Raw genomic sequence first — 26,622 nt, 5'->3', positions numbered from 1 at the left:
CTTGCCGGTGCTCCATCGAGCGCCGGCCACGACCGGCTAGACCCAGCCCCCCCACTGCAACAGCAGCAGACCGAAGTTGGTGGTCAGCACCGCCGCCAGGGTGGTGATGACGATGATCGCCGCCGCCAGCTCATGGTTGGCACCGACGGCCCGGGCCATGACGAAACTGGCCGCAGCCGTCGGGCTGGCGAAGTAGAGAAAGAGAATCGCCAGGTCCGCATCGCGAAAACCCAGGAGCCAGGCGCCGGTGGTGCTCAACAGCGGCAGCCAGACCATCTTCATCAGGCTCGAACCGATGGCCGTGCCGCTGCTGCGCTGCAGCGAGGCCAGGCTCAGCGTGCCACCGATGCAGATCAGCGCCAGCGGCAGCGTCATCTGCGCGAAATACTCCGCCGAGGTGAGCAGCCACTGCGGCAGGGCGATCTTCCAGTAGGCGAAAGGCACGGCCAGCAGCACGCCGATGATCATCGGGTTGCTGACGATGCTGCGGGCGATGGCCCGCATGCCGGTTTTCGCCCCCGGGCTGTAGATGGCCAGCACGACGGCCGAGAGCGCGTTGTAGCAGAGGATCACCAGCGCGGCGAGCACCGAGCCGAGGGACAGCCCGTAATCGCCATACATGCTGGTGGCCAGCGCCAGCCCGACGATACCGTTGTTACCGCGAAAGGCACCCTGGGTGTAGACGCCACGGTCCACGAACGGCACGCGCCAGACGGCCCAGCCCCAGGCCAGGAAGAAGCTGGCCACCGTGGCCAGCACGTAGTAGGTCAGCAGCCCCGGTTGCAGCGCCGCATCCAGATCGGCCTTGATCACCCCGAGAAACAGCAGGGTCGGCATGGTGCCGCGAAACACCAGGCTCGAGGCGGTATCGATGAAGGCGCCGTCGATCCAGCGCACGCGTTTGAGCGCCACACCGAGAAACAGCATGGCGAACACCGGGGCGGTGACAGCGAGGGTTTGTGCAGCGACGGCGAGCATGAAGGCACCGATGCAGTTGTACGACAACGCATGTTAGCCGGCTAATGTTTATGCTGCTACCGGTAAATCGGGTGGCCACCTGCGGCGGCCATGAAGCGAGGCCCGGAACCGCTCCGGGCCAATGGCCTCAGCGGCGTACCGGGCGCTTCTGCAACTTGCGCTGCAAGGTACGACGGTGCATGCCCAGCGCGCGGGCCGTGGCGGAGATGTTGCCCTCATGCTCGGCCAGCACACGCTGGATGTGCTCCCACTGCAGACGGTCGACCGACATCGGGTTTTCCGGCACCAGGCTGTCCAGGTCGGCATGCTCGGAGAGCAAGGCGGTCAGCACGTCGTCGGCGTCGGCCGGTTTGCACAGGTAGTTGGCGGCGCCACGCTTGATCGCCTCGACGGCGGTGGCGATGCTGGAGTAACCGGTGAGCAGCACCACGCGCATCTCGGCATCCAGCTCCAGCAGCTTGGGCAGCAGGACCAGGCCGGAATCGCCTTCCATCTTCAGGTCGACCACCGCGTAGTCGGGCAGGTCTTCCTTGGCCATCGCCAGGCCTTCCTCGGCGCTGGACGCGGTGGACACACGCAGGCCACGGCGGCTCATCGCGCGCGCCATCACACGGGTGAACGTCGGGTCGTCGTCGACCAGCAGCAGATGGGGCTGCTCTTCACCTTCGAACAGGGATTCTTCGCTCATGCAGGTTTTCCTTGTCAGGCCACGCCATAGGCTCGCGGCAACTTCAATTCGGTGAGGGTGCCGCCATCCTCATGGTTATACAACTTAACCGTACCACCGGCACGGGTCACGCTGGCCTGGCTGAGGAACAGACCGAGCCCGAAACCCTTGCCCTTGGTGGTGAAGAACGGCCGCCCCAGCTGTTCGGCGATGGCCAGCGGGACGCCGGCGCCATGGTCGCGGATGCTCAGGCGCAACCACTGGTGATCCCAGTCCAGACGGATATCGAGCTTGTCCGGGCAGGCATCGGCGGCGTTGTTCAGCAGGTTGAGCAGCGCCTGGGTAAGGTCGGCCGGCGGCATGATGCGCGGCGCCGTGCCACGCCCCAGGCACTGGTAGCGGTAGCTGGCCTCGGGGCGCATCAGGTGCCAGCGATTGAGGGTGGTTTCCAGCCATTCCACGCAGGACTGCTCCACCACCGCCTGGCGCCGGTCGTTCTCGGCCGCCCGCACCAGTTGCTGCAGGGTGTACTTGCACAGCTTGACCTGCTCCTGCAGCAGGGCCAGGTCGTCCTGCAGGGCCGGCTTGTCACGGTGTTCCTGGCGCAGCTCCTTGAGCAGCACGCTCATGGTGGCCAGCGGCGTACCCAGTTCATGGGCGGCGCCCGCAGCCTGGGTGGCCACGGCCAGCAACTGCTGGTCGCGCAGGCTCTCCTCACGGCGCTCGGCACGCAGCTCGTCCTGGCGCCGCAGTTCCTCGGCCATCTTGGCGACGAAGAAGGTGATCAGCGCGGCAGCCAGGGCGAAGCTCAGCCACATGCCATAGACCAGCAGGCTCTCGCGCGCCGCCGGCAGTTCCAGCGGGTGCGTCCACACCAGCAACAGGGTGTAGCCCGCCAGCGCCATCCCCGCCAGCACGATGGTGAACAGCCAGGGCAAGGTGGCCGCAGCGATGGTCAGCGGCACCAGGTAATAGGAGACGAAGGGGTTGGTCGAACCACCCGAGTAATACAGCAGCACGCTGTGGATGATCAGATCGCAGCCGAGCTGCACGGCGTACTCTACCTCGGTGACCGGCCAGGGACCGCGCAAACGCAGCGCCGTGCCCACGCAGAGCAGCAGGGAAATGCCGAGGGTGATCGACAACTCGCACCAGGGCAGCGCCAGCACGCCCGACTTGTACGCGAGCCCGACGGAGCCGGCCTGGGCGGCGAGCACGAGGATACGAATGAGGGTCAGGCGCCAGAGATTCTGGCGGCTGGCGGACAACAACTGCACGGGTTCGAGCATGGCGACTCCAGTCAATGGAGCGAGTATAACCAAGCCTGGCGCGGCCTTCCGCCGCTGCGGCAACCGGACGCACGCCTGTTCGGCGCGGCTGTGCGGCCTGAAAAAAACCTGAACCGGGTTTAACCCGGATGGTCATCTGTCTTCGTCTAACCTCGGGAAACGGCCATCAAGGCCACTGAAAAAGGAACTGCACATGCTCACCATGCCCCGTATCGCCTCCGCCATCGCCCTGACCATCGCCGGCCTGGCCAGCAGCGGCCTGCTGGCCGACGAAGCGCGCTACAACCAGATTGCCCTGCGCGCCGAGGTGAACCAGGAAGTCGCTCATGACCTGATGCACGTCACCCTGTACACCGAGTCGCAGAATGCCGACCCGGCCAAACTGGCGGCGGAGATCACCAACACCCTGAACAAGACCCTGGAGCACGTGCGCCAGGTAAAAGGCGTATCGGTCAAGCTGGGCAGCCGCCACAGCTACCCGGTCTATGACGACAAGGGCCAGAAGATCACCGCCTGGCGCGAGCGCGCCGAAGTGCGCATGGAGAGCGCCGACTTCGCCCGCCTGTCCTCGCTGACTGGTGAGCTGCTGCAGTCGATGAAGATGGGCGGCATGGACTTCAGCATCGCCAGCGATACCCGCAAGACACGCGAGGACGCCATGCTCAAGGACGCCGTGGATGCCTTCAAGGCCCGTGCCCAGCTGGCCACCCAGGCGCTCGGCGGCAAGGGCTACAAGCTGGTCAGCCTGAGCCTGAACACCGGTGGTTTCCAGCCGCCGATGGCCATGCGCGGCTTCGAGGCGAAGAGCATGGCGATGATGGATTCCGCCCCCACTCCGCAGATCGAAGCCGGCACCAGCCAGGTGACCGTGAGCGCCGATGGCGTCATCGAAGTGCAGATGCCCTGACCCGCGCCCCGCGACAAAGCAGCGCCGTTGTCGAAAGATAACGGCGTTTTGCTATCTCTTCCCGACAAAAGTTCATAAATGCGACAGCGAGTTACACCCGTGTAGCGCTAACCCTTTTTACGCCACTTGCGCACTTGCCTCAGGCACACGCCCTGCATAGCTTGCCAGGAGGCCCCCACAAGGGGCTCCTCAAAAACAAGCAAAACAACGATGAGGTCATGATGCGCAAGAACGCCGTTATCCAGGCTTTGCTGACCGCTGGGCTGATCGCCAGCGCCCCCCTCGCCAGCGCCGCCAACCTGGTTTTCTGTTCCGAAGGCAGCCCCGCCGGATTCGACCCGGGCCTGTACACCACCGGCACCGACTTCGATGCCGCTGCGGAAACCATCTTCAACCGTCTGACCCAGTTCGAGCGTGGCGGCACCAAGGTCGAGCCCGGCCTGGCCGAGAGCTGGACGGTCTCCGACGACGGCCTGGTCTACACCTTCAAGCTGCGTCCCGGGGTGAAGTTCCACACCACCGACTACTTCAAGCCCAGCCGTGAGTTCAACGCCAACGACGTGCTGTTCACCTTCGAACGCATGCTCGACAAGGACCACCCCTTCCGCAAGGCGTACCCCACCGAGTTTCCCTACTTCACCGACATGGGCATGGACAGCAACATCGCCAAGCTGGAGAAGCTCGATGACATGACGGTGCGCTTCACCCTCAACCAGGTCGACGCCGCGTTCGTGCAGAACCTGGCGATGAGCTTCGCCTCGATCCAGTCCGCCGAATACGCCGACCAGCTGCTCAAGGCCGGCAAGGCCTCCGACATCAACCAGAAGCCGATCGGCACCGGCCCCTTCGTGTTCAGCCGCTACCAGAAGGACGCGGTGATCCGTTACAAGGGCAACAAGGACTACTGGAAGCCCGACGACGTGAAGATCGACAACCTGATCTTCGCCATCAACACCGACTCCTCGGTGCGCATGCAGAAGCTCAAGGCCGGCGAATGCCACGTCACCCTGTTCCCGCGTCCGGCGGACATCGAGTCGCTGCAGAAGGACCCCAACCTGCAGATGCCCGAGCAGGCGGGCTTCAACGTCGGCTATATCGCCTACAACGTCACCCACCCGCCGTTCGACAAACTGGAAGTACGCCAGGCGCTGGACATGGCGGTGAACAAGCAGGCGATCCTCGACGCCGTTTACCAGAAGGCCGGACAGCTGGCCGTCAATGGCATGCCGCCGACCCAGTGGTCGTATAACGAGGACATCAAGGACCCGGCCTTCGACCCCGAGAAAGCCAAGGCGCTGCTCAAGGCGGCGGGCGTCAAGGAAGGCACCGAGATCACCCTGTGGGCCATGCCGGTGCAGCGCCCGTACAACCCCAATGCCAAGCAGATCGCCGAGATGCTGCAGGCCGACTGGGCCAAGATCGGCATCAAGGCGCGCATCGTCAGCTACGAGTGGGGCGAGTACCTCAAGCGTGCCAAGGGCGGCGAACATGACGCCATGCTGATCGGCTGGAGCGGCGACAACGGCGACCCGGACAACTGGCTGGGCACCCTCTATGGCTGCGATGCGGTCGACGGCAACAACTTCTCCAAGTGGTGCTTCGAGGACTACGACAAGCTGGTCAAGGCAGCCAAGCGCACCACCGATGTGGCCGAGCGCACCGAGCTGTACAAGCAGGCCCAGGTGATCCTCAAACGCGAAGTGCCGATCACCCCGCTGGCACACTCCACCGTGTACCAGCCGATGCGCAAGGAAGTGCACGACTTCCGCATCAGTCCGTTCGCGCTCAACTCCTTCTATGGTGTAAGCATCGACAAGTGATGCATGCGGCGCCCGCAAGGGCGCCGTTCAAGGAGTTATTCATGTCATCCACGTCCTTGCTACGTGGCGGCCTGCTGTTGGCCGCCCTGCTGGGCGCACACGTCCAGGCGGCTGACAGCCTGGTGGTGTGCACCGAAGCGAGCCCGGAAGGTTTCGATATCGTCCAGTACACCGCGGCGACCACCGCCGACGCCAGCGCAGAGACCCTGTTCGAGCGCCTGGTGGCCTTCGCTCCCGGCAGCACCGAGATCATTCCCGCGCTGGCGCAGAGCTGGAGCATCAGCGACGACGGTCTGAGCTACACCTTCAACCTGCGCCAGGGGGTGAAATTCCACAGCAACCCGGCGTTCACCCCGACTCGCCCCTTCAACGCCGACGATGTGTTGTGGAGCTTCCAGCGCCAGCTCGACCCGGATCACCCCTGGCACAAGCTGTCGCTGCGCGGCTTTCCCTATGCCGAAGCCATGGGCCTGCGGCAACTGATCGAGCGTGTGGAAAAGCTCGACGACTATCGCGTGCGCTTCGTGCTCAGGCACCCGGAGGCGCCGTTCCTGGCCAACCTGGCCATGGGCTTCGCCTCCATCTATTCGGCCGAGTACGCCCACCAGCTGCTCGCCGAGCATGCACCCGAGCGCCTCAACAGCCAGCCCATCGGCACCGGCCCGTTCATCTTCGAACGCTATGCCAAGGATGCCCAAGTGCGCTTTCGTGCCAACCCCGACTACTGGGATGGTGCCCCTGCCATTGAGCGCCTGCTGCTGGCCATCACCACCGAGCCCAACGTCCGCCAGCAACGGCTCAAGGCCGGCGACTGCCAGATCGCCCTGTATCCGCGTCCGGTGGACATCCCCGCGCTCAAGGCCGATGCACGACTGCAGGTGCTGGAACTGGACTCGCTGCTCACCGCCTATATCGGCATCAACACCCGCCACCCGCCGCTGGATGACGTGCGCGTGCGCCAGGCGCTGAACCTGGCGTTCGACAAGGCCGCCTACATTCGCGCGCAGTATGGCGAAGGCAATGCGAGCCCTGCCGTCGCCCCCTACCCGGCGACACTGTGGGGCTACGATGAAAAGTTGCAGGACTGGCCGCACGACGTCGAGCGCGCCCGCCAGCTGCTGGGCGAAACCGGGCGCAAGAGCGGCTTCAAGCTGTCGATCTGGACGCGCCCCGGCGGCGGCCCGACCAATCCCAACCCCGGTATCGGCGCGCAGATGCTGCAGGCCGATCTGGCCAGGCTGGGCATCGCCAGCGACATTCGCGTGTTCGAGTGGGGCGAGCTGATCAAGCGCGCCAAGAATGGCGAGCACGATCTGGTGTTCATGGGCTGGGCCGGCGACAACGGCGACCCGGACAACTTCCTCACGCCCAACCTGTCCTGCGCAGCCGCCGAAAGCGGCGAGAACCAGGCCGGCTGGTGCAACGAGGCCTTCGACACGCTGATCACCCAGGCCCGCCGCGAGCCGCAGCAACAAAAACGTGCGGCGCTGTACCGCCAGGCCCTGGCGATCTTCCACGAGCAGGCGCCATGGATCGCCCTGGCCCACCCGAAGCAGTTCGCCGCGCTGCGCAAGGGGGTCGAAGGTTTCGTGCTCAGCCCCATGGGCTCGAACAACTTTGCCCGGGTGAAGCTGCCATGACCCCTCGCCGCACAGCCCGCCAACCCGCGATACCCCCGGAAGGCCTCCGGGCCACGCACATCCCAGAACAGCGGCGGACCACGCAGTCCGCCGCCCGCTTCCAGCCATGGAGTAGAACCGCCTGATGTTTTCATTCATCGCCAGACGCCTGGGGCTGCTGATCCCCACCTTCTTCGGCGTCACCCTGCTGACCTTCGCATTGATCCGCCTGATCCCCGGCGACCCGGTGGAAGTGATGATGGGCGAACGCCGCGTCGACCCGGAAATGCACGCCCAGGCCATGGAGCGCCTGGGGCTGAACAAGCCGCTGTATGCCCAGTACCTCGACTACATCGGCCAGCTCGCCCAGGGCAACCTGGGGGAATCGCTGCGCTCGCGCGAAAGCGTCTGGCGCGAGTTCCTCACCCTGTTCCCCGCCACGGTCGAACTGGCACTGGCGGCGCTGCTGTTCGCCGGTACGCTGGGCCTCGTCGCGGGGGTGGTCGCCGCGCTGAAACGCGGCTCGCTGTTCGACCACGGAGTGATGGGCATCTCGCTGACCGGCTATTCCATGCCGATCTTCTGGTGGGGCCTGCTGCTGATCATGTTCTTCTCCGTCGGCCTGGGCTGGACCCCCGTGTCCGGACGCATCGACCTGCTCTACGACATTCCGCCGGTCACCGGCTTCATGCTGATCGACACCCTGCTCTCCGATGAACAAGGTGCCTTCCTCGATGCCCTGCACCACCTGATCCTGCCCGCCATCGTGCTCGGCACCATCCCGCTGGCGGTGATCGCCCGCATGACCCGCTCGGCCATGCTCGAAGTGCTGCGCGAGGACTACATCCGTACCGCGCGGGCCAAGGGCCTCTCTCCGGCACGGGTGGTGTTCGTCCACGGTCTGCGCAATGCGCTGATCCCGGTGCTGACCGTGTTCGGCCTGCAGATCGGCACCCTGCTGGCCGGCGCCGTGCTCACCGAAACCATCTTCTCCTGGCCGGGCATCGGCAAATGGCTGATCGAAGCCATCGGCGCCCGCGACTACCCGGTGGTGCAGAACGGCATTCTGCTGATCGCCTGCCTGGTGATCCTGGTCAACTTCATCGTGGATGTCCTCTATGGCCTGGCCAATCCACGCATCCGCCATCAGCAGTAAGGAAGGCGCCATGCACGAACATGACGATTACGCAGGTTGGATGACCCCCGCTTCATCCAGCGTGAAAAACCAATGGCGGACCGCCGCTGCAGCATCCAGCCCACGCGAGGTGCGCCCATGACGACCGCCACCACGCTCGACCAGAGCCTGCTCTACCCTTCGCCGCTGAAGGAATTCTGGCAGGCCTTCAGCCATAACAAGGGCGCCCTGGGCGGCCTGGCGTTCATGCTGCTGATGGTGTTCTGCGCCCTGTTCGCCCCCTGGATCGCCCCACACGACCCCAGCGAGCAGTACCGCGACTTTCTGCTCACCCCGCCGGTGTGGCTGGAAGGCGGCCAATGGCAGTTCCTCCTCGGCACCGACGAGCTGGGCCGCGACCTGCTGTCCCGCCTGATCCATGGCGCACGCCTGTCGCTGCTGATCGGCCTGGCGTCGGTGGTGCTGTCGCTGATCCCCGGCATCCTCCTGGGCCTGGCCGCGGGCTTCTTCCCGCGCCTGCTCGGCCCCAGCATCATGCGCCTGATGGACATCATGCTGGCCCTGCCGTCGCTGCTGCTGGCGGTGGCCATCGTCGCCATCCTCGGCCCCGGGCTGATCAACACCATCTTCGCCATCGCCATCGTTTCGCTGCCGTCCTACGTGCGCCTGACCCGCGCCGCGGTGATGGGCGAGCTGAACCGTGACTACGTCACCGCCGCCCAGCTGGCCGGCGCCGGCCTGCCTCGCCTGATGTTCGTCACCGTGCTGCCCAACTGCATGGCACCGCTGATCGTGCAGGCCACCCTGAGCTTCTCCTCGGCGATTCTCGACGCCGCCGCGCTGGGCTTTCTCGGCCTCGGCGTGCAACCGCCCACTCCCGAGTGGGGCACCATGCTGGCCTCGGCGCGCGACTACATCGAACGCGCCTGGTGGGTGGTCAGCCTGCCGGGTCTGGCCATCCTGCTCAGCGTGCTGGCGATCAACCTGATGGGCGACGGTCTGCGCGACGCGCTCGACCCGAAACTCAAGAATGCGCAGTGAGGAGCCCGACATGAGCCATACCCCAGCCCGAATCGGCCTCCTCCCCTCTCCCGTTCACGGGCGAGGGCTCTGCCCAACCCTCCCCCGCCAGCAGGCGAGGCAGCACGCCCTGGATGTCAGCGACGCAGGGGGGATGACGCGCTGTTCATCCACCACGAATCTACGACGCTGGACGGGTGCAGCATCGTCCACCCTGCGCACGGAGGCACGCCCATGAGCCTGCTGGATATCCGCAATCTTTCCGTACGCTTCGGCAGCGCCGATGCCGTGCCGGTGGTCGACGGCCTCGACCTGTCCGTGGAAAAGGGTGAAGTGCTGGCCATCGTCGGTGAGTCCGGCTCCGGCAAGTCGGTGACCATGATGGCACTGATGGGCCTGATCGACGCCCCCGGCATCGTCGGCGCCGACTGCATGCAGTTCGATGGCACCGACATGCTGCGCCTGAAAGGGCGTCAGCGCCGGCACATCGTCGGCAAGGACCTGGCCATGGTCTTCCAGGACCCGATGACCGCCCTCAACCCCAGCTACACCGTAGGCTTCCAGATCGAGGAAGTGCTGCGCCAGCATCTCGGGCTCAAGGGCAAGGCCGCGCGGGCGCGCGCGCTGCAACTGCTCGAACGCGTCGAGATTCCCGCTGCCGCCAGCCGCCTGGACGCCTATCCACACCAGCTTTCCGGTGGCATGAGCCAACGCGTGGCGATCGCCATGGCCATCGCCGCCGAGCCCAAGTTGCTGATCGCCGACGAGCCGACCACGGCGCTGGACGTCACCATCCAGGCGCAGATCATGGAACTGCTGCTGGACCTGCAACGCGATCAGGGCATGGCCCTGGTGCTGATCACCCACGATCTTGCCGTGGTGGCCGAGACGGCCCAGCGCGTCTGCGTGATGTACGCCGGGCAGGCGGTTGAACTGGGCCAGGTGCCGGCGCTGTTCGATGCCCCCAGCCACCCCTACACCGAGGCACTGCTCAAGGCCATTCCCGAGCACAGCGCAGGCGCCGAGCGCCTGGCGACCCTGCCCGGCATCGTGCCCGGACGCTACGACCGGCCGCAGGGCTGCCTGCTGTCCCCGCGCTGCCCCTACGTGCAGGAGCGCTGCCGCCAGCAGCGGCCCGCACTCGATGAACACGCCAGTGGCGCCGCGCGCTGCTTCTTTCCCCTGGAGGTGGCCTGATGAGTTGCGTACTCGAAGCCCAGGACCTGACCCGTCATTACAACGTCTCGCGCGGCCTGTTCAAACCCACCGCGCTGGTCAGGGCACTCAACGGCGTGTCGTTCAGCCTGCAGGCCGGCAAGACGCTGGCGGTGGTCGGTGAATCCGGCTGCGGCAAATCCACCCTGGCCCGCGCCCTCACCCTGATCGAGGAGCCCAGCTCGGGCAGCCTGCAGATCGCCGGCCGCGAAGTGGCCGGGGCCAGCAACGACCTGCGCAAGCAACTGCGCCGCGACGTGCAGATGGTGTTCCAGAACCCCTACGCCTCGCTCAACCCCCGGCAGAAGATCGGCGACCAGCTGGCCGAGCCGCTGCTGATCAATACCGGCCTGGATCGCGGCGAGCGCCGCGAGCGCGTACAGGCGATGATGCAGCAGGTGGGCCTGCGCCCCGAGCACTACCAGCGCTACCCGCACATGTTCTCCGGCGGCCAGCGCCAGCGCATCGCCCTGGCCCGCGCCATGATGCTGCAACCCAAGGTCCTGGTGGCGGACGAGCCGACCTCGGCGCTGGACGTGTCGATCCAGGCCCAGGTGCTCAATCTGTTCATGGACCTGCAGGAGCAGTTCGCCACCGGCTACGTGTTCATCTCGCACAACCTCGCGGTGGTGCGCCATGTGGCCGACGACGTGCTGGTGATGTACCTCGGGCGCCCGGTGGAAATGGGCCCGGCGGCGGCCCTCTACGACCGCCCCCTGCATCCGTACACACGGGCGCTGCTGTCGGCGACGCCCGCGATCCATCCCGATCCGGACAAGCCCCGGGTGAAGATCAGCGGCGAGCTGCCCAATCCGCTCGATCCGCCGTCCGGCTGCGCCTTCCACAAGCGCTGCCCGCATGCCGACGAGCGCTGCCGCGGCGAGCGCCCGGAGCTGCGCCTGATCGACACGCGCCAGGTCGCCTGCCATCACGTCGAGCGAATAGCCGGCTGAGCGTCTTCAGCCCACTGGCGGCAGGGTCAGCTCGATGCTCTCCGCCAGGGAGTCCTCCAGGCGCTGCAACTCGACCTCCACAGCCGCCGCGTCGTCGGCCAGCGACTCGGCGATGCGCATGAATGCCGGCGTCGCCTCGACGAGGGCCAGTACCACCATGGGATCGAAGCGCGTACCGCTGGCCTCGCTGATCTGCGCCACCGCCTGAGCGGGGCTGAGCCGCGGCCGGTACGGGTGCTGGCAGGTCAGCTCCTCGAAGTGGCCGACCAGCGCCATCAGGCGTGCGGACAGGGGAATCTGCTCACCATGCACGCCCTGCGGGTAACCCTTGCCATCCCAGCGCTCGTGCTGGCCATGGACGATGTCCTTGGCATCGGAGAGAAAACTGGTGCTGCTACCCAGCTTGCGCTCGGCACGCAGCAAGGCGTCCCGCCCGGCCAGCACACCTTCGCTGAGCAGGCGCAGGTCGCCCTCGTCCGGTTCGCCATGGCGGAACAGGATACGGTCCGGCAGGGTCATCCGGTCGATCACGTGGAGCATGGCGGACTTGCCCAGCTGGGCGATGCGCTCCTCGTCCAGCTGAGCGGAAAGCGCGGGCTGTTGCCGTGCCACCGCCGCAGCCAGGCAGGTCATGTAGCGCTCGATGCGCGCCAGGTGACGGCTGCACGGGTTGTCACGCATGACGGCAACGCTGGCCATCGCCTCGATGGTCACGTCCTGCAGTTTCTGGATATCGCGGGTGCGCCGCTTGACCTCGAGTTCGAGGTACTCGCTCTTGTCGCGCAGGTAGTCGGTGGCCGCCTTGAGCTGCAGCTGCGCCTTGACCCGAGCCAGGACGATGGGCGGGCTGACCGGCTTGGTGATGTAGTCGGCGGCGCCAAGGTCGAAGCCCATCTGCTCGTCGACGGCATCGCGCTTGGCGGTCACCAGAATCAGCGGGATATGCCGGGTCTGCGCCTCACGCTTGAACTGGCGGCAGAGCGCATAGTCATCCTGCCAGCCGAGCAGTATCAGGTCCGGCTGCGGCGCCTCGCAGGCGGCAGCCAGTGCCTGGTCAGCGGCGACCAGGCGCACCTGGTAGCGCTCGACCAGCAGTGCGCCGATGCGCTCGCGCACCTCCTGTGAGTCGTCCGCGACCAGAATCAGCTCCTGTTCCGGCCTGTCGAGCATCCCGCGCATGGCGACCTCCACGGCTACCTGTCTACCGAACAGTAAAGGCGCAGAACGGCATCTGCGCCCAGGTGTTCCACAACTGACCGCCGTTAGGCTTTGAAAGTGCAATACGGATTGGCAGCGCGGCGGAGCCGGCCGACAATCGTCATTCAGACCGTCATCACCTGGGCAGGCCACATGTTGAATCCGGAGAGTTGCTGGCAGGCCGTCTGCGAGCGCGACGCGACGCTCGACGGACGCTTCGTGTTCGCCGTGCGCAGCACCGGCATCTATTGCCGGCCAAGCTGCCCGGCCAGGCGCCCACGCCGCGACAACGTCAGCTTCCATGCGGACCCGGGCAGCGCCGAAGCCGCCGGCTTTCGCCCGTGCAAGCGCTGCTCGCCGCAAGGCCAGAGCCCGGCACAGCAGCTCGACGCGCTGGTCGCGGCCGCCTGCCAGTTGCTGCGCGGCGAGCAACGCCTGACGCTGCCCCAGCTGGCCGCACGCATCGGCTTGTCGCCCTCGCACCTGGCGCGTGCGTTCAAGGCGCGTACCGGCATGACGCCCCACGCCTGGGCCGATGCCGAACGACGACAGCGCCTGGACGCGCACCTCGCGCAATCGCACAGCGTCCTCGATGCCGCGCTGGCGGCGGGCTACTCCGGCACCCGTGCCCTGTATGAGAAGCCGCAGGCCATGAGTCCGGGCCGACGGCGTTCAGGGGGCGCCGGCGAACACCTGCGCTACGGCATCGCCCCCTGTGCCCTCGGCCACGTGCTGCTGGCGAGCAGCGACAAGGGCGTCTGCGCCCTGCTGTTCGGCGACGATCCGGCGACGCTGCTCGCCGAACTGCAGCAGCGCTTCGCCGCAGCCCGGCTGGAGCAGGATGAGGGCGCCCTGCACGACTGGCTGCAGCAGGTACTCGGGCAACTGCAGGAGCCGGAACGCGCCGCCCACCTGCCGCTGGACATTCGCGGCACGGCCTTCCAGCAGCGCGTCTGGCAGGCCCTGCAACAGATTCCCAGCGGCGAAACCCGCAGCTACGCCGAGCTGGCCGGGCAGTTGCGCAGCCATCCGCGCGCGGTGGCACGGGCCTGCGCCAGCAACGCCATCGGCCTGCTGCTGCCCTGCCACCGTGTGGTGGCCAGCGACGGCAGCCTCAGCGGCTACCGCTGGGGGCTGCAGCGCAAGCGCCAGTTGCTGGCGAGCGAGCATGGCGAACCATGAGTTCGCCGCTGCCACCCGCGACGCCCGTCCTGCAACAGCATCGCGAACGTTAGACCAGCATCGCCGCCGCCACCTCGTTGCGCTTGCCGCGCCCGACCAGTTGCTCGACCAGGGTCAGGGCGAAGGCCAGTGCCGTTCCCGGCCCCTGGCTGGTGATGCAGTTGCCGTCGACCACCACCGCTTCATCGACGAAGCTGCAGCCGCTCAGGCGATCGCTGAAGGCCGGGTAGCAGGTCATCCGCCGCTGCCTGAGCACCCCGTAGCCCTGCAACGCCAGGGCGGGCGCCGCACAGATGGCAGCGAACAGCTCACCGGCCCTGGCCTGCTTGCGCACACGCTCGGCCAGCGGCTCGAAGTCGGCCAGGCGCTGCGCACCGGGCATGCCACCGGGCAGCACGATCAGGTCGAAGTCCTGCGCCAGCACATCCACCAGCATGGCGTCGGCGGTCAGGCGCGTGCCACGGGAACAGGTGATCATCCGCCGCTCCTCGACACTTGCCACCAGCACCTCGACGTCGGCACGGCGCAGCACATCGATCAGGGTCACGCATTCGAGATCCTCGACGCCATCGGCGACGGTGATCAGTGCACGCTTGCTCATCTATCCACTCCTTCAGGTGCGAAATGAAACTGTCCGCCTGGTCATGAAATGGCCGCACAGCGCACAAATTCACCAGGCAAAACCTTGCTGGTATGATGCGCGGCTTTTGCGGGAACGGGCAATTTTCCGGCCGGTTCGGACGAATGTGCTTTGCTTTCTGCAGACCAATTTCGGCGCGCTCGCGCCTTGGGGAGCCACCATGCTGGAAAGACTGTTCCAACTCAAAGCCCACAACACCACGGTGCGCACCGAGGTTCTGGCCGGGATCACCACCTTCCTGACCATGGCCTACATCCTCTTCGTCAACCCCAACATGCTGGCCGCGACCGGCATGGACCACGGCGCGGTGTTCGTCGCCACCTGCCTGGCCGCCGCCATCGGCTCGCTGGTAATGGGCCTGCTGGCCAACTACCCGATCGCCCTGGCCCCGGGCATGGGTCTCAACGCCTTCTTCACCTACACCGTGGTGATGACCATGGGCTACAGCTGGCAGACCGCCCTGGGCGCGGTGTTCCTCTCCGGCGCGATCTTCTTCCTGCTGTCGATCTTCAAGATTCGCGAATGGATCATCAACAGCATCCCGCTGGCCCTGCGCGCCGGCATCGCCGCCGGTATCGGCCTGTTCCTGGCAATCATCGCCCTGAAGAACGCCGGCATCGTGGTCGATCACCCGGCCACCCTGGTCGGCCTGGGCGACATGAGCAACGGCGGCGCGCTGCTGGCCTGCCTGGGCTTCTTCGTCATCGCCGCGCTGGCCTACCGCAAGGTCACCGGCGCCGTGATGATCGGCATTCTGCTGGTCACCGCACTGTCGATCATCCTCGGCCTGTCCGAGCTGCCGGGGGTGGTCTCGATGCCGCCGTCGCTGATGCCGACCCTGCTGCAACTGGATATCGCCGGCGCCCTGGACATCGGCCTGGTCAGCGTGATCTTCGCCTTCCTCTTCGTCGACCTGTTCGACACCTCCGGCACCCTGGTGGGCGTGGCGCAGAAAGCCGACCTGCTGGACAAGGACGGCAAGATGCCGCGCCTGGGCCGTGCCCTGCTGGCCGACAGCACCGCGACCATGGCCGGTGCCGCACTGGGTACCAGCACCACTACCAGCTACATCGAATCCGCCGCGGGCATCAGCGCCGGTGGGCGTACCGGCCTGACCGCCTGCGTGGTCGCTGCGCTGTTCCTCCTCAGCCTGTTCTTCGCCCCGCTGGCCGGCTCCGTACCGGCCTATGCCACCGCACCGGCGCTGCTGTTCGTCGCCGTGCTGATGATGAGCAGCCTGGCGCAGATCGACTGGGACGACCTGACCGTCGCCGCCCCGGTGGTGATCGCCGCCCTGGCCATGCCGCTGACCTTCTCCATCGCCAACGGCATCGCCTTCGGTTTCATCGCCTGGACCGGCATCAAGCTGCTGTCCGGCCGTGCCCGCGAGCTGAACGCCGCGATGTGGGTGCTCTCGGCGCTGTTCATCGTCAAGCTGGCCTACTTCGCCTGATCGGCCCTTGGCTGGGCATGCCATTGCAGCCCCCCATACCCGCTAGCCGAAGCAACGGTGGATGAAAAGAGCGTCATCCACCCTACGCCCCCGCCGGCCACCACCTAGAGTGGACATCGCTTTTCACGTCCACCAATCACTCACTTGTGCCCACCCACAGTGCAGCGCCGACGAGTAACCCAAGGCACGCGGCCACCGCCTCCGCTACAATGGCGCCCCGTTTTCCTGCCTGCACGAGTGACCGATGAGCCGCCCCGCATTCGACCCCGCCACCTACGACGCCCAACTCGCCGAGAAGAAGGCACGCCTGGTCGAACTGCTGGCGCCCTTCGCCGCCCCCGAACCGCAGGTATTCGACTCGCCACGCGAGCACTACCGCCTGCGCGCCGAATTTCGCCTGTGGCGTGAAGACGGCCAGCGCCACTATGCGATGTTCGCCCCGGGCGACAAGCACACGCCGATCCTGCTCGACGACTTCCCCATCGCCAGCCTGCGCGTGAACGAGCTGATGCCACGCCTGCGCGCGGCCTGGCAGGCCAGCGAGGTGCTGTCGTTCAAACTGTTCCAGGTGGAGTTCCTCACCACCCTGGCCGGCGACGCCCTGATCACCCTGGCCTATCACCGTCCGCTGGACGACGCCTGGCAGGCCGAGGCGGAAAAACTGGCCAGCGCGCTCAACGTCAGCCTGGTCGGTCGCTCGCGTGGCCAGCGCCTGGTGATCGGCCGCGACTACGTGGCCGAGGAGCTCGACGTGGCCGGGCGCAGCTTCCACTACCGCCAGCCGGAGGGTGCCTTCACCCAGCCCAATGGCCGGGTCTGCGAGAAGATGCTCGGCTGGGCCTACGATGCGCTCGGCGAGCGTCAGGATGACCTGCTCGAGCTGTACTGCGGCAACGGCAACTTCACCCTGCCGCTGGCCACCCGCGTGCGCAAGGTACTGGCCACCGAGATCAGCAAGGCCTCGGTGAATGCCGCCCTGGCCAACCTGGCCGACAACGGCGTGGACAACGTCGAGCTGGTGCGTCTGTCCGCCGAGGAACTGACCCAGGCCCTCAACGAGGTGCGCCCGTTCCGCCGCCTGGCGGGCATCGACCTGAAGAGCTACGACTTCGGCAGCGTCTTCGTCGACCCGCCACGCGCCGGCATGGACCCGGACACCTGCGAGCTGACCCGACGCTTCGAGCGCATCCTCTACATCTCCTGCAACCCGCAGACCCTGGCCGCCAACATCGCCCAGCTGCACGACACGCACAAAGTCACGCGTTGCGCGCTGTTCGACCAGTTCCCCTATACCCATCACATGGAAGCGGGCGTGCTGCTGGAGCGCCGCTGAGTCGCCTGAACGGCTCAGTTCCCGCGCTGAATCCCCCGCAGCGCCCACCAGGCCAGCCCGGCCGAGACCAGTTCGAGCAGCAGCGCGTAGAGATTGAAGGTCTGCTGCGCGCCACCGTCGAGCCACAGGCCGCCGATGCGCGCCACGGCCAGGGCGCTGTAGAGCAGCACCAGCAGGGTCAGCGCCGGACGCAGCAGGTCGAGGCGCAACAGCGCCATCGCCAGAAAGGCCGCCAGGCCAAGCTGCAGGCCACCGTAGAACGCCCGGACCTCGGTCACCGCCGCGGCGCTCATCAGCAGCGCACCGCTGAAGCTGGCCATTTCCTCGGGGCGGATGAAGTAGGCCAGCCCCAGCAGGACGAGGGCGGCAATCTGGATCAGCAGGACGATTCGCGCGAACAGCATCGGAAATTCCTCGTTCGAGTACCGGCGCGCAGGGCGACGCCGCACCAGATCATGGCACTTCCGTCAGGATGATCTACAACTATCACCTGTAGTAGTGCCCTCACCGTACTCGACATGGAGGTCGACATGCCTGCCCGCCGTCCTAGTCGTCCCGCCCGTCGGCGCCATGCCGAACTCGTGCCTGAGTACCTCTCCACGCCCCCGCTCAGGAGCCCCGCGACACCGTGAACCGACGCACCGGATGATGCGCCGCAGCCTAGATAACGGCCACCCTGCACTCACTGCGCGAACCGCTCGCCAGGCAGGCGTGGCCACATAAGGAGATGATCCATGCGCAACGCACAAGGAACCCTGATCTTCACCCTGGCACTGGCCACCCCACTGCTCGCCCCGGTAGCCCAGGCCGGCACCTTTCCCGACTTCGGCTACCAGCCACCGAGCAAGGAATACAGCGGGCCGCTGTTCCAGCTCAGCCAGTCCTATCCCGACGCCGCACCTCCCGCGTCGGCCCTGCCGGCCTTCTTCAAGCTGCTACCCGGCAAGCCGAGCAACGACTTCGAGACCTGGCGCGAGTACATGGACGCGGTCAAGGACTACTGCCTGGAAGGCAACGTGGAGAACGACTGGAACGTGCAGAAGAACACGCTGCGCCAGTGGTACCACATGCCCTGGCAGCACTACGGTCCGCTGGGTCGTGAGGGCATCCACGGCCTGACCAAGGAGGCGCAGATCCAGGCCAAGCAACTCGCCGCGAGCCAGACCAGCACCGGGCAGACCTACGCGGTGGGCATCTACAACGACATCGGCGCCTACACCATCGGCCAGGTGTGGAAAGACCCGCAGAACCCCAACCCGGACTTCACCTCCAAGCCCAACAGCTTCGCCAACGGCACCGTGGTGTGCAAGGCGCTGTTCGCCGATGTCGACCGCAGCCAGGTGCCCTTCCTGCAGAACCCGGTGCTGTGGAAGGGCTATATCACCACACGGTTCGACTCCGCCGACCGCGAGGTGAAGGACGTCGCCCTGATCCAGATGGACATCGCCGTGCGCGACACCCGCATCAACGAAACCGGCTGGATCTTCGGTACCTTCCAGTACAACGGCGCAGTCACCGGCAAGGCCGGCTGGGACAACCTGGTCCCGGTGGGCATCATGTGGGGCAACGACCCGCAGGACACGGGCAACGACTTCAGCAACCCGCAACCGAGCCAGACGCGCATCAACCCCAACCTCAAGCAGACCGCGATCAACGCCAACAAGGCGCAGTTGCCGCCGACGCACCTGGGCTGGAATGGCCGCCTCAACGGCCCGGTGGATAACCCGGTCAGTTCCTGCATGAGCTGCCACATGACCGGGGAGTACCCGCAACTGGCCATCATGAACCCCACCTTCCAGGCCAACCCTCCGGCGGTCGGTTCGCCGCAATGGATGCGCTGGTTCCAGAACATTCCCGCCGGCCAGCCGTTCAGCCCCGGCACCAAGAGCAGCGACTACAGCCTGCAACTGGCGGGAGGCCTGGCCAACTTCTATGACTGGAAGTGCAACCAGGGCGGTGTCTTCGTCGATGGGCACAACGCCTGCCAGAAGGCCAGCCAGTTGAAGCTGATGCTCAAGAAGGAGGTCAAGCCTGAGCAGATCAAGCCGGTACAGCGCGATCCCGGCCTGATGGAACTGGAGTGACCCGTGCAGCGGCGCCGGAGCAACTGCGGCGCCGCGTCACGCATCTTGGTCATCCTCGGGCGCGGCGGTATCCTCTACCCCACGCCCACAGGAGCTGCCAACATGCGCCTTTCCCTGCTTGCCCTCTTCCTCATCGGCAACCTGGCCCACGCCAGCGAGCCGCTGACCATCGATGTCCACCGCGACGCCAGCTGCGGCTGCTGCACCGCCTGGATCAGCCATTTGCAGGACAACGGTTTCACCGTCAACGACCACGTCGAGCAGGACATGAGCGCGGTCAAGCGACGCCTCGGCGTGCCAGCGCGCCTGGCCTCCTGTCATACCGGCGTGATCGACGGCAAGTTCGTCGAAGGCCACGTGCCGGCCGCCGACATTCTCAAACTGCGCGAACGCGCCGACCTTGTCGGCGCCGCCGTACCGGGCATGCCCGTGGGCTCGCCCGGCATGGAGTACGGCGACCGCGTCGACGCCTACCAGGTCATCGGCCTGGACCGTGACCGTCAGGACCAGGTGCTGAGCGACTACCCCGCTCCGCAGCGATAACCAACGAGGGAGCAGCGACATGCGCTGGCAGAAAGGCAGACGCAGTGACAACGTGGTGGATGCACGCGGCCGCTCCGGCAGGCGCGTCGGCGGCGGCTTGAGCCTTGGCGGCGTGGCGGTCATCGTTATCGTCGGGCTGCTGATGGGGCAGGACCCGCTGCAGATCCTCGGCCAGATAGCCGGCCAGGCCACGCAGCCACAGGCACCCCAGTCCCAGACGGCACCACCCGCCGGGGATGAACAGAGCGAGTTCGTTCGCGCCATTCTCGGTGATACCGAGGACACCTGGCGCGAGCTGTTCCAGCAGGCCGGGCAGCAGTACCGCGACCCGCAACTGGTGCTGTTCTCGGGCGGGGTGAACTCGGCCTGCGGCTTCGCCAGCTCGGCGGTCGGCCCCTTCTATTGCCCAGGCGACAAGCGCGTGTACCTGGACATGGCCTTCTTCCGCGAGATGGAGCAGCGCTTCTCCGCCGCCGGCGACTTCGCCCAGGCCTACGTGATCGCCCATGAGGTCGGCCACCACGTGCAAACCCTGCTGGGCGTATCGGCCAAGGTCAATGCCGCCCGCCAGCGCGGTGAGCGCGTCGAAGGCGATGGCGGCCTGCTGGTGCGCCAGGAGCTGCAGGCCGACTGCCTGGCCGGCGTCTGGGCGCACCATGCCCAGCGGCGTCATGACTGGCTAGAGGCGGGTGACCTGGAAGAGGCGCTGAACGCCGCCAGCGCCATCGGCGACGACCGCCTGCAGAAGCAGGCGCGCGGCCAGGTGGTGCCCGACGCCTTCACCCATGGCACCTCGCAGCAGCGTGTGCGCTGGTTCAGCACCGGTTTCGAGACCGGCCAGCCGAGCCGCTGCGACACCTTCAAGGCGACACGCCTGTAACAGCCAAGCGGCTCAGATCGCGAAGCGCCTACTCCACCAGGCGAAGGCAGTGGCCGCCCCGCCACACAGGGCGATCACCAGTGCCATCGGCACCGCCGAGCCATCATGCAGGAAGGCCACCAGCGCCGAGGCGCTGGCGGCCACGGTGAACTGCATGCTCCCCAGCAACCCCGAGGCACTGCCGGCATGCCGCCCCTGCCCGGCCATGGCGCAGGCCGTGGCGTTGGGCAGCAGACAGCCCAGGCTGGCGACGCAGATGAACAGCGGCACCAGCAGCGGCCAGAGCTGCTCCGGTCGCCACCACGCCAGCGCCAGCAGGCACAGGCCGCTGCTCAGGTACACCAGCACCACGCGCCGCAACCACACCGCCGGACCACCCGCCCGCACCAGCCGCGCATTGACCTGGGCCATGATCACGAAGCCGGCCGCATTGCTGCCGAACAGCCAGCCGTAGTGCTCGGCCGGCACGCCGTACAGCTCGATGAAGACGAAGGGGGAGCCGGCGATATAGGCGAACATTCCTGCCATCGCCACACCGCCAGCCAGGCTGTAACCCATGAACGGCGCATTGCCCAGCAGCGCCCGGTATTGCCCGAAGGCGCCACTCAGAGGCGCTGGCGGCAGCTCCTGCGGACGCGTCTCCGGCAACCAGCGCAGCACCGCCAGCAGGCACAGGGTCGCGAAGATCGCCAGGCTGTGAAAGATCCAGGGCCAGCCCAGGGTGTTGAGCAGCAAGCCACCTCCCAGCGGCGCCAGGATCGGCGCCAGCCCCATGACCAGCACCAGTTGCGAAAACACCTTGGCCGAAGCCAGCGGGTCGCACAGGTCACGCACCACGGCACGGGTGATCACCATGCCGGCGCAGCCGCCCAGGGCCTGCACGAAGCGCGCGGCGATCAGCCACTCCAGGCTCGGCGCGATCGCACAGGCCAGCGAGCCCAAGGCGAACAGCGCGACACCGACCAGCAACGGCACCCGGCGCCCGAATCGGTCGGCCAGTGGCCCGTAGAACAGCTGGCCGATGGCGATACCGACGAAGTAGGCCGCCAGCGACAGCTGGATGTGTTCGACATCGGTGGCGAACTGCTGAGCCAGAGTCGGGAAACTTGGCAGATAGAAATCGATGGCCAGAGGGCCGAAGGCACACAGGGCACCGAGAATCAGGAGTGTTCTCAGGTTCATGACTATTCCGGGCTTTATTGTTAGCCGGCTAATCATCTCACCGACCGCAGGCGCGGTGAAAGCCCCCTGGGGCCCCATCGTCGTGCACGACGCAGGACCTAAAACACTGGCGCTGATACCCGTCGATCACCCCTCAGCAGAGGTCATGGCAAAGCCGGTAAACTTCGCCCCCTCATAGCCCAGCACCAACCTGCCGGATCACCATGCGCAGAACAAAAGAAGACGCGGAGAAAACCCGCCATACCATCCTGGCCGCAGCCGAACACCTGTTCCTCGAGCGCGGAGTCGCCCACACCAGCCTGGAGCAGGTCGCCAGACACGCGGGTGTGACCCGAGGTGCCGTCTACTGGCACTTCCAGAACAAGGCCCACCTGTTCCACGAGATGCTCAACCAGGTGCGCCTGCCACTGGAGCCACTGGCCCAGCAGCTGGCCGAAGTGGACGGGCTGGTATCCCTGCAGCTGCTGCGCGACCTGTGCATCGAGGCCATGGCCAACCTGGTTCTCGACGACCAGCGCCGGCGCATCCTCACCGTGCTGCTGCGGCGCTGCGAGTTCACCGAGGAGCTGCGTGAAGCCGAGGAACGCCACGAAGCCTTCGTCAACCAGTTCATCGCCCTCTGCGAACAGCAGTTCGCCCTGCCGTCGGTACAACCACTGCTGCAACCCGGGATCACCTCCCGCCTGGCGTCACGGGCCCTGCATGCCATGCTGGTCGGGCTGTTCAGCGACTGGCTGCGCGACCCCAACCTGTTCGACGCGCAGACCGACACGCCGGCGATGATCGACAGCTGCTTCCGCGGCCTGCTGCGGCAGTGGCCGTAGCGCCACTCGCGGCCGGCTAAGGCGCGCTCACCTCGTAGCCCTCGCCGCGTATCGCCGCCTCCAGCTGCGCGGCCGGCACGTCACTGTCGACCTGCACCACTCCGGCGGCGAGATCGACATCCACCTGCGCCGCCGGGTCGAGCGCCTTGATCGCCTGGGTGACGGTCCTGACGCAGTGACCGCAGGACATTCCGCTAACCTTGAACTGCTGCATCTGCTGACTCCTTGAATCGATGGTCGATGGGTGTAGTCTCGACCTTGCCACGGTGGCAAGGTCAAGCACTTGCCGCCAGTCATTCCGCCGGCTTTCGACATGGGGATCATCGTCATGCGCCTGCCCTACCTGCTGCTTGCCGCCCTGCTTGCGCCAGCAGCCCTTGCCCAACCGCTGGCACCCCTGCCATCGGCCGCCCAGGGCGAGGGCTACGCGGTACTCATCGTTTCACGCGAACGGCTGGAGGTGGCCACCACCTGCGAGGTCGCGCTGTACCTGCATGACCAGATGGCCGCCCGCCTGCACCAGGGCCAGTCGGTGGCGTTCAACCTGCCGCCCGGCAAGGTGTCCCTGCGCCTCGGCCTGACCGGCACCGGGCCGTGCCAGGATGGCATCGCCCAGCTGGAGGGGCAGTCGCTGGAGCTCTATGCCGGCGAAGTACGCCGCTACCGCATCGCCATGGACAACGCCGGCCTGCGACTGCATGCCGCGCCCGCATTGAACTGAACGCTTGACCTTGCCATGGGGTCAAGGTTGATCCTGTGGTCATGACGTTACCGGGAGCCCGTCCATGACCACTTTCGACCTGCCGATCCAGGGCATGACCTGCGCCAGCTGCGCCGGTCGTGTCGAACGCGCACTGCGCAAGCTGCCAGAGGTCGCCAGCGCCACCGTCAACCTGGCCAGCGAGCAGGCACGCATCGAAGCGCCTGCCGACAGCCTCGGGCAACTGATCGAGGCGATCGAAGGGGCCGGCTACGCCGTTCCCGGCCACGCACTGGAACTGGCCATCGAGGGCATGACCTGCGCCAGCTGCGTCGGCCGCATCGAACGTGCACTCGGCAAGCTGCCGGGCGTGACCCAGGTCGCGGTCAACCTCGCGGACGAGAAGGCACGCCTGCAGGTCGTCGCCGGTTTCGACGCGCAGCAGGCACTGCAAGCCGTGGCGGCGGCTGGCTACCAGGCCAGCCTCGTGGACGAGCAAACCCCTGCGGACGATGGCAGCTCGCGCCTGCGCCGCGAGCGCCTCACCTTGTTCGCGGCCATCGCCCTGACCCTGCCATTGCTGGTGCCGATGCTCGTCGAACCCTTCGGCCTGCACTGGATGCTGCCAGCCTGGCTGCAGTTCCTGATCGCCACCCCCGTGCAGTTCATCTTCGGCGCCCGCTTCTACCGTGCGGCCTGGCAGGCGCTCAAGGCACGCGCCGGCAACATGGACCAACTGGTGGCCATCGGCACCAGCGCCGGCTACGGCCTGAGCCTCTACCAGTGGGCGGTGACACCCGCCGGGCAGATGCCACACCTGTACTTCGAAGCCTCGGCGGTGATCATCAGCCTGATCCTGCTCGGCAAGTACCTGGAAAGCCGCGCCAAGCGCCAGACCGCCAGCGCCATCCGCGCCCTGCAGGCGCTGCGCCCGGATCACGCCGTGCGCCTGATCGATGGCCGCGAGGAGCAGGTCAGCATCGAGGCGCTGGCCCTCGGTGACCAGGTGCTGGTCAGGCCTGGCGAACGCTTTCCCGTGGATGGCCAGGTGGTGGAAGGCCGCAGCCACGCCGACGAAGCGCTGATCAGCGGCGAGAGCCTGCCGGTGGCCAAGCAGCCGGGCGACAAGGTCACCGCCGGTGCCATCAACGGCGAAGGCCGCCTGCTGGTGGAGACCACCGCCCTCGGCGCGGAAACGGTGCTGGCGCGCATCATCCGCCTGGTCGAAGACGCCCAGGCGGCCAAGGCGCCGATCCAGAAGCTGGTGGACAAGGTCAGCCAGGTGTTCGTCCCTGCCGTGCTGCTGGTGGCACTGGCCACGCTGCTGGTCTGGCTGCTTTTGGGGGCCTCCGCCGAACAGGCCCTGCTCAACGCCGTGGCCGTGCTGGTGATCGCCTGCCCCTGCGCTCTCGGCCTGGCGACCCCGACCGCGATCATGGCCGGTACCGGCGTCGCCGCTCGCCACGGCATCCTGATCAAGGATGCCGAAGCGCTGGAGGTGGCCCATGACGTGCGCCACATCGCCTTCGACAAGACCGGCACGCTGACCGAGGGCAAACCACGTATCGCCCATGTCGGCCTGGCCGAGGCCAGCGAAGAGACGCTGCTGCGCCTGGCTGGCGGCCTCCAGCAAGGCAGCGAACACCCGCTGGCCAAGGCCGTGCTGGAACGCTGCAGCGAGCAGCGCATTGCCCTGCCCGCCGTGAGCGACAGCCGCGCGCTGGCGGGCCGGGGCATCGCCGGCACGGTCGAGGGCCGCCAGCTGCAGCTGGGCAGCAGCCGTCTGCTGGACGAACAGCAGCTGCAGGCCGGCGCCCTGAGCGAGTCCGCCCGCGCCTGGGAAGCCGAAGGTCGGACCCTGTCCTGGCTGATCGAAAGCGGCGACAACCCGCGCCTGCTCGGCTTGCTGGCGTTTGGCGACCAACTCAAGCACGGCGCCGCAGAAGCCATTGCCGAACTGCGCGAACAGGGCATCACCAGCCACCTGATCAGCGGCGACAACCAGGGCAGCGTCGCGGCGGTGGCAGCCGCCCTGGGCATCGACCAGCCGCATGCCCAGGTGCTCCCGGCGGACAAGGCGCGCCTGATCGACGAGCTGCGCCAGCAGGGCACGGTGGCCATGGTCGGCGACGGCATCAATGACGCCCCGGCGCTGGCCGCCGCCGACGTCGGCATTGCCATGGGCGGTGGCACCGACGCCGCCATGCACGCCGCGGGCATCACCCTGATGCGCGGTGACCCACGCCTGGTGCCGGCGGCCCTGGACATCAGCCGGCGCACCTATGCGAAGATCCGCCAGAACCTGTTCTGGGCCTTCATCTACAACCTGGTCGGCATCCCCCTCGCCGCTGCGGGCCTGCTCAACCCGATGTTCGCCGGCGCGGCAATGGCCCTGTCCAGTGTCAGCGTGGTGAGCAACGCCCTGCTGCTGAACCGCTGGAGACCCAAGGCATGAACATCGGCCAAGCCGCCAAGCACACCGGCCTCAGCGCCAAGATGATTCGCTACTACGAATCCATCGACCTGCTGCCCCATGCCGGGCGCTCGCAGAGCGGCTACCGGCAGTACGACGCCAACGACCTGCATCGCCTGACCTTCATCAAGCGCTCACGGGACCTGGGGTTCTCGCTGGACGAAGTGGGCAGGCTGCTGGCGCTGTGGCAGGACAAGCAGCGCGCCAGCGCCGACGTCAAGGCACTGGCCGAGGAACACATCGCCACACTGTCGCGCAAGATCGCCGAGATGAGCGCACTGCGCGACACCCTGGTGGACCTGGCGGCCAGTTGCCAGGGCAACGAGCGGCCGGACTGCCCGATCCTGCAGGGCATCGAACAGGGTGTCAGTTGCTGCGCCAAGGGACACGCGAAAACGCCGTAGCCCGGATGAAATCCGGGGCCCAGGCTCCGCCTGACGTCAAGGCCGTAGGAGCCCGCTTGCGGGCGATCACACAAGCGTCATGATCAACAGCCGGATGTTATGCCAGCGGATCAGCACCGGGCAT

Annotated in this window: 25 protein-coding genes; 17 read left to right on the top strand and 8 right to left on the bottom strand. The window is 66.8% G+C overall.

What is annotated here, in order from left to right; genetic code table 11:
• Positions 1–36: 36 nt before the first annotated feature.
• From E4487_RS06660 to E4487_RS06650, 3 genes are all read right to left on the bottom strand, one after another.
• A complete protein-coding gene (locus tag E4487_RS06660) occupies positions 37–978 on the bottom strand; it encodes an AEC family transporter (RefSeq protein ID WP_134676887.1) in 942 nt (313 codons plus the stop codon).
• Between the two features lie 127 nt (positions 979–1,105).
• Complete coding sequence (locus E4487_RS06655) at positions 1,106–1,666, bottom strand: response regulator transcription factor (RefSeq protein WP_047587309.1); 561 nt, start codon at positions 1,664–1,666, stop codon at positions 1,106–1,108.
• A 14-nt stretch (positions 1,667–1,680) separates the two neighbouring features.
• Entirely contained in the window at positions 1,681–2,934 is a 1,254-nt protein-coding gene (locus tag E4487_RS06650; protein ID WP_037046403.1) for an ATP-binding protein, read from the bottom strand.
• A 193-nt stretch (positions 2,935–3,127) separates the two neighbouring features.
• Between E4487_RS06650 and E4487_RS06645 the strand changes: the two genes are divergently transcribed.
• The 7 genes from E4487_RS06645 (at position 3,128) to E4487_RS06615 (ending at position 11,603) form a co-directional block, all read left to right on the top strand.
• Positions 3,128–3,841: an SIMPL domain-containing protein gene (locus E4487_RS06645; protein WP_175252989.1), complete on the top strand. Its 714-nt coding sequence runs from the start codon at positions 3,128–3,130 to the stop codon at positions 3,839–3,841.
• A 221-nt stretch (positions 3,842–4,062) separates the two neighbouring features.
• Complete coding sequence (locus E4487_RS06640; RefSeq protein WP_134676956.1) at positions 4,063–5,661, top strand: ABC transporter substrate-binding protein; 1,599 nt, start codon at positions 4,063–4,065, stop codon at positions 5,659–5,661.
• A gap of 41 nt (positions 5,662–5,702) precedes the next feature.
• A complete protein-coding gene (locus tag E4487_RS06635; RefSeq protein WP_175252988.1) occupies positions 5,703–7,301 on the top strand; it encodes an ABC transporter substrate-binding protein in 1,599 nt (532 codons plus the stop codon).
• 124 nt (positions 7,302–7,425) lie between these two features.
• Positions 7,426–8,436, top strand: coding sequence for an ABC transporter permease subunit (locus E4487_RS06630; RefSeq protein ID WP_037046393.1), 1,011 nt, complete (start codon positions 7,426–7,428; stop codon positions 8,434–8,436).
• 117 nt (positions 8,437–8,553) lie between these two features.
• Positions 8,554–9,456, top strand: coding sequence for an ABC transporter permease subunit (locus E4487_RS06625; protein ID WP_037046390.1), 903 nt, complete (start codon positions 8,554–8,556; stop codon positions 9,454–9,456).
• A 213-nt stretch (positions 9,457–9,669) separates the two neighbouring features.
• Positions 9,670–10,632 (top strand): ABC transporter ATP-binding protein, encoded by a 963-nt coding sequence (locus tag E4487_RS06620; RefSeq protein ID WP_037046387.1) that lies wholly within the window; start codon positions 9,670–9,672, stop codon positions 10,630–10,632.
• Positions 10,632–11,603 (top strand): peptide ABC transporter ATP-binding protein, encoded by a 972-nt coding sequence (locus E4487_RS06615; RefSeq protein WP_134676890.1) that lies wholly within the window; start codon positions 10,632–10,634, stop codon positions 11,601–11,603. Before E4487_RS06620 ends, E4487_RS06615 begins: the two co-directional genes overlap by 1 nt.
• Positions 11,604–11,609: 6 nt before the next feature.
• Here the strand turns inward: E4487_RS06615 and E4487_RS06610 are convergent, their stop codons facing one another.
• Entirely contained in the window at positions 11,610–12,782 is a 1,173-nt protein-coding gene (locus E4487_RS06610) for an HD domain-containing phosphohydrolase (protein WP_175252987.1), read from the bottom strand.
• A gap of 171 nt (positions 12,783–12,953) precedes the next feature.
• Between E4487_RS06610 and ada the strand changes: the two genes are divergently transcribed.
• Positions 12,954–13,982, top strand: coding sequence for a bifunctional DNA-binding transcriptional regulator/O6-methylguanine-DNA methyltransferase Ada (gene ada / locus E4487_RS06605; RefSeq protein ID WP_150608126.1), 1,029 nt, complete (start codon positions 12,954–12,956; stop codon positions 13,980–13,982).
• Positions 13,983–14,031: 49 nt separating this feature from the next.
• Here the strand turns inward: ada and E4487_RS06600 are convergent, their stop codons facing one another.
• Entirely contained in the window at positions 14,032–14,583 is a 552-nt protein-coding gene (locus E4487_RS06600; RefSeq protein WP_037046359.1) for a DJ-1 family glyoxalase III, read from the bottom strand.
• A 199-nt stretch (positions 14,584–14,782) separates the two neighbouring features.
• Here E4487_RS06600 and E4487_RS06595 point away from each other — a divergent pair, with 199 nt between their 5' ends.
• Together E4487_RS06595 and trmA are read left to right on the top strand one after the other, a co-directional pair.
• On the top strand, positions 14,783–16,075 hold the full coding sequence (locus E4487_RS06595) for an NCS2 family permease (protein WP_037046356.1): 1,293 nt from the start codon (positions 14,783–14,785) through the stop codon (positions 16,073–16,075).
• Positions 16,076–16,319: 244 nt separating this feature from the next.
• On the top strand, positions 16,320–17,408 hold the full coding sequence (gene trmA, locus E4487_RS06590; RefSeq protein WP_175252986.1) for a tRNA (uridine(54)-C5)-methyltransferase TrmA: 1,089 nt from the start codon (positions 16,320–16,322) through the stop codon (positions 17,406–17,408).
• A gap of 14 nt (positions 17,409–17,422) precedes the next feature.
• Here trmA and E4487_RS06585 read toward each other — a convergent pair whose 3' ends face one another.
• Positions 17,423–17,812 carry a DUF4345 domain-containing protein gene (locus E4487_RS06585; protein WP_037046350.1) on the bottom strand — a complete coding sequence of 130 codons (390 nt, stop codon included), beginning with the start codon at positions 17,810–17,812 and terminating at the stop codon, positions 17,423–17,425.
• Between the two features lie 330 nt (positions 17,813–18,142).
• Here E4487_RS06585 and E4487_RS06580 point away from each other — a divergent pair, with 330 nt between their 5' ends.
• The 3 genes from E4487_RS06580 (at position 18,143) to E4487_RS06570 (ending at position 20,915) form a co-directional block, all read left to right on the top strand.
• Positions 18,143–19,492 carry a hypothetical protein gene (locus tag E4487_RS06580; RefSeq protein WP_175252985.1) on the top strand — a complete coding sequence of 450 codons (1,350 nt, stop codon included), beginning with the start codon at positions 18,143–18,145 and terminating at the stop codon, positions 19,490–19,492.
• Positions 19,493–19,594: 102 nt separating this feature from the next.
• Positions 19,595–20,035 (top strand): DUF411 domain-containing protein, encoded by a 441-nt coding sequence (locus E4487_RS06575; protein WP_037046345.1) that lies wholly within the window; start codon positions 19,595–19,597, stop codon positions 20,033–20,035.
• 19 nt (positions 20,036–20,054) lie between these two features.
• The gene (locus tag E4487_RS06570; RefSeq protein ID WP_047589766.1) at positions 20,055–20,915 is read left to right on the top strand and encodes a neutral zinc metallopeptidase; all 861 of its coding nucleotides are present in this window, start codon (positions 20,055–20,057) and stop codon (positions 20,913–20,915) included.
• A gap of 12 nt (positions 20,916–20,927) precedes the next feature.
• Here E4487_RS06570 and E4487_RS06565 read toward each other — a convergent pair whose 3' ends face one another.
• Positions 20,928–22,097 (bottom strand): multidrug effflux MFS transporter, encoded by a 1,170-nt coding sequence (locus E4487_RS06565; RefSeq protein ID WP_037046342.1) that lies wholly within the window; start codon positions 22,095–22,097, stop codon positions 20,928–20,930.
• Between the two features lie 203 nt (positions 22,098–22,300).
• On the opposite strand from E4487_RS06565, the gene E4487_RS06560 reads away from it, so the two are divergent.
• Complete coding sequence (locus E4487_RS06560) at positions 22,301–22,921, top strand: TetR family transcriptional regulator (protein WP_037046340.1); 621 nt, start codon at positions 22,301–22,303, stop codon at positions 22,919–22,921.
• A 16-nt stretch (positions 22,922–22,937) separates the two neighbouring features.
• Here the strand turns inward: E4487_RS06560 and E4487_RS06555 are convergent, their stop codons facing one another.
• Entirely contained in the window at positions 22,938–23,135 is a 198-nt protein-coding gene (locus tag E4487_RS06555) for a heavy-metal-associated domain-containing protein (RefSeq protein ID WP_037046338.1), read from the bottom strand.
• A gap of 114 nt (positions 23,136–23,249) precedes the next feature.
• Here E4487_RS06555 and E4487_RS06550 point away from each other — a divergent pair, with 114 nt between their 5' ends.
• The 3 genes from E4487_RS06550 (at position 23,250) to cueR (ending at position 26,498) form a co-directional block, all read left to right on the top strand.
• Positions 23,250–23,642 carry a hypothetical protein gene (locus E4487_RS06550; RefSeq protein WP_152490085.1) on the top strand — a complete coding sequence of 131 codons (393 nt, stop codon included), beginning with the start codon at positions 23,250–23,252 and terminating at the stop codon, positions 23,640–23,642.
• A 64-nt stretch (positions 23,643–23,706) separates the two neighbouring features.
• The gene (locus E4487_RS06545) at positions 23,707–26,076 is read left to right on the top strand and encodes a heavy metal translocating P-type ATPase (RefSeq protein ID WP_175252984.1); all 2,370 of its coding nucleotides are present in this window, start codon (positions 23,707–23,709) and stop codon (positions 26,074–26,076) included.
• The gene (gene cueR / locus E4487_RS06540; RefSeq protein ID WP_037046334.1) at positions 26,073–26,498 is read left to right on the top strand and encodes a Cu(I)-responsive transcriptional regulator; all 426 of its coding nucleotides are present in this window, start codon (positions 26,073–26,075) and stop codon (positions 26,496–26,498) included. Before E4487_RS06545 ends, cueR begins: the two co-directional genes overlap by 4 nt.
• Positions 26,499–26,622 lie beyond the last annotated feature (124 nt).

Origin of the sequence: Pseudomonas sp. BMW13 (assembly GCF_013357275.1) — a bacterium.
GTDB classification, from domain to species: domain Bacteria; phylum Pseudomonadota; class Gammaproteobacteria; order Pseudomonadales; family Pseudomonadaceae; genus Aquipseudomonas; species Aquipseudomonas khazarica.
The sequence above is the reverse complement of the archived record's forward strand: the minus strand, read 5'-3'. Positions and strand labels throughout refer to the sequence as shown.